The 3,413-nt window shown below is 63.3% G+C and carries 3 protein-coding genes; all 3 read left to right on the forward strand.

From position 1 onward, the window contains the following. On the forward strand, positions 1-903 hold a 903-nt coding region (locus tag F4V54_RS10515), incomplete at its 5' end, for a TIGR03773 family transporter-associated surface protein (RefSeq protein WP_211359485.1). Beyond that, entirely contained in the window at positions 900-2,513 is a 1,614-nt protein-coding gene (locus F4V54_RS10520) for an anchored repeat ABC transporter, substrate-binding protein (protein WP_249041293.1), read from the forward strand. The genes F4V54_RS10515 and F4V54_RS10520, both read left to right, overlap by 4 nt. Further along, on the forward strand, positions 2,510-3,413 hold a 904-nt coding region (locus tag F4V54_RS10525), incomplete at its 3' end, for a choice-of-anchor M domain-containing protein (protein ID WP_150387105.1). The genes F4V54_RS10520 and F4V54_RS10525, both read left to right, overlap by 4 nt.

Raw genomic sequence — 3,413 nt, forward strand, 5'->3', positions numbered from 1 at the left:
ACTGGGGCTAACGCGGCTGGAAATGGCGTAACCCCGCTGGCGGACAACCGCTCAGCAAACGCGCAGCCGGCGGGTGCGCCCGTGGCCCCAGCACAGAGCAAGTCGCAGGCACCCGCCGCAGGCGCAGGACAGGCACCGCAGGCCGGCCAGAAGTGCTCCCCCGGGTTGGTGCCGCGGGTGAAGGACGATAGGACGTCCCCAGCCCAGTGGAAAGACCCGGCGAGTTTGAGCTTCGGTCTCGGCAATGAGGCGAAGGCGCGTCTGCCGCAGTCGGTTGGTTCGGTGCCGGCTGGTGATGTGTGGATGATTGGTTCTGTCCAGCAGGCGGGTGTTCCGTGGTTGGGTGCTAATACGCAGCATCCGTCACTCGTGGAGAACACGACCGGTGAGGTGACGTGGACGATCACCGGATTCAACGGGCCCGGACCTATGGCCGTGTTCACCCAAGGTGGTCTGGGCCAGATTGTGGGCGAGGAGTGGTTCCGCGCAGCCGATGGCAAGGCGCAGGGCACGCACACTATTCCGGCAAACACGCACGTACATCCGTCCTGGGTGTTCGGCAAGCCAGGCACGTACAAGGTGACTATCGCGCAGTCTGCAAAGACGAAGGACGGGCAGACAGTGTCCGGCGCGGCCACGCTGACCTTTGTTGTGGGTGGGCAAGGCAATGCCAATAGCGGTCACTTCGATTTCGGTTCGCTCTTTGACGCTCAAGGAAACTGCGGCGCCGCTCCCGCGAGCGGGATGGGCGGTGATGCGATTGGAGCAGCAGGTGCCAGCGGTGGCGGCAGCCTCGCTGACACAGGCATGTCCATCATGACGGTTCCGTTTGCCATCTTGGGCCTGGGCGTTCTGGTCTTTGGTGCGGGCATGGTGCGGTTGTCCCGGAAGATCTTCGGATGAACAAGCTGATGGTTCCCCGCGTGATTGTGGCGTTGGGGTTGATTGGCGCGCTCGCCGGCTGCGCGGTGGATAGCACGGCAACGGAAGCAGACGGTGGCAAGGCGAAAGTGGTGGCAACGACGTCCATACTCGCGGACATTGTCTCCAACGTCGCCGGTGATGTCGCCCAGGTGACGGGGCTGATCCCGCCGGGGGCGGATGCGCACAGTTATGAGTTAGGGTTGCGCGCGGTGCGCGATATTGCGTACGCGGACGTGGTGTTCACTAATGGTCTTCTGTTGGAACCCCAGCGACTCATCCGCACGGTGGATACAACCACACCCGAAGGGGCACGGGTAATCCCCGTGGCGGAGCAGGCAGAACGCCATGGTTTCCAGCCGCGGCTGCTCGTCGAGGATGCCGGGCTGGACGCGCCCTGGTTGGGGCTGCGCGTGGCGGTTCCGGAGCAGGACAAAGCCGTGGTGCCAAAGACAGCAGTGGCGGATATTGCTCTCAAGGAGGTGGCCGGCCCCGGGACGGTGGCGGCGTACATCGTGGGCACGTTCGGTACTCCGGAAGTGCTGTTCAATTCCGCGGACGGATTGGATGGCAAGGATGAGACGACGCTGCCTATCGACGCCCATACCCACGTCAGCTGGGCCTTCTCCAAGCCAGGCGTGTACACCATCAGGGTGGGGGCCACGGCGCGTCCGGACATTAATGCTGAACCGACCCCGCTGAAAGACCAGACGTTCACCATTGCCGTTGGTGTGAACCCACATGAGGTGTTGCCCGGGGCAGACGTGCTCAACGGTGGACACGTGGATATCACCGCTGAGTTTGGGGCGGACTACCATGGCGCGGTTGGGTTGGTGGGGGATGGGCCAGATGGGGCGTCGATAAGCCATGCGTATGACCGCGCGGTGATCGCTGTGCCGAGTGCGACGCTGCAAGAAGTGCCCGCGGGGCGTGAATACCGGTTCTTGGGCAACCCCGGCGAGGAAACGTACCTGCTGCCACAGGCCGTGCTGGGCAAGCACGTCCACGGTGAATTTGACCCGCACTTCTGGCACGACGTGGAGGCCGTGAAGGCGGTGGTGAAGGTTGTGCGCGATGAGCTGAGCGCGGCGGACCCGAGCCACAGCGCGCAGTACAACACGAATGCGGAGAGCTATCTAGCAGAACTCGATGGCCTTAACGACGAAGTGAAAGGCACCCTGGCGCAGATTCCGCAGGATCGCCGCAATCTGGTGACCACCCATGACGGATACGGCTACCTCGCGGATGCTTACGGGCTCAATCTGGCCGGCTACATCACTCCGAATCCGTCGGTGGAGCCGAGCCCCCGCGACATCATCGCGCTCACACGAACCCTGGAAAACCTCGGGGTTCCAGCGGTGTTCTTGGAACCGGGGGCGGAAAGTGCCCCGAGCGAACTCGAGGAAATTGCCGGGCGCCTCGGTGTGGCCGTGTGCACGATCCGCGGCGATGCGCTGGACCCGCCTGGGACCGGAAACGCGCATTCCTACATCGAGTTCATGCGGGCGAATGCTCATTCACTTACCTCCTGCCTATCCGCTTCGGGGTCCGGCTTGCGGACCCCGAAGCCTGAAAAGAAAGAAGAACCATGACAATTCGTGCCACCATCGCCACTCACCTCACTGCGGCTGCGCTCAGCGGGGTGATGCTTGCGGGCGCTCCCACGGCTTTTGCCCAAGGCACTGCCCAGGACCCGGCGCTCCAGCAAGTTGTGGATGACAGTGAACAGGTTGCCCCGTTGGGGGAGAAGGCTGTGATTTCCGCTGGCCATGCAGACCTTGGGCCACTGTACGTGGATGGGCAGATGCAGCTGATGGTGCGGGATGATTCCATCGCACCACCGGTATGGCGGCACCTCGAAGACGTTGTCTTTGATGTGTCGGACGCAGCCCAGCAGACGCTTCCGGAAGGCAATGAATTTGATTTCACCGGGGCCAAAGGCGGGGACACCGTGTGGGTGGTCCCGCAGAATGAGGTCCAGGGGGTGCCGTGGCTGGGCTGGAATACGCAGTCGCCGAAGGTGGTGGATACCACGGATCATGGTGTGAACCTGGAATTCGGTGGGCATGAGGGTGAAGGAGATTTCTCCCTGTTCCTGCAGTCCGGCGGGTTCTCCCAGCCGCAGCAGCTGTGGAACTCGCGCCTGGCTGGCAATCAGCCGATGTGGGTGGAACTGAACACGCACACGCATGCCAACTGGGTGTTTACCAAACCGGGCGTGCACCTCATTGGGGCTCGCGTTGTGGTCAAGGACAAGGATGGGGTGGAGCACACCAACGAGCAGGTGCTGCGCTTTGCCGTTGGTGATGGCACAGACCCACAGCAGGCAGCTCAGGCCACGTTCAAGGGGCCGTGGAGGAGTGCAGATGGGGATGTGGGGGAGCAGACAGACGCGGAGAAGCGCAATAGCTCGGTGCTGTGGGTGCTTGGCGGGCTTGCGCTGGTGGTGGCCGTCGTGGGACTCGCGGGCGCGGCGTTGATGCGGCGCGCGC

The organism is Corynebacterium tuscaniense (assembly GCF_008693065.1).
GTDB classification, from domain to species: domain Bacteria; phylum Actinomycetota; class Actinomycetes; order Mycobacteriales; family Mycobacteriaceae; genus Corynebacterium; species Corynebacterium tuscaniense.

Coding starts and splice junctions, on each gene's coding strand:
- F4V54_RS10520 (WP_249041293.1), top strand. CDS start 900: ATGAACAAGCTGATGGTTCCCCGCGTGATTGTGGCGTTGGGGTTGATT.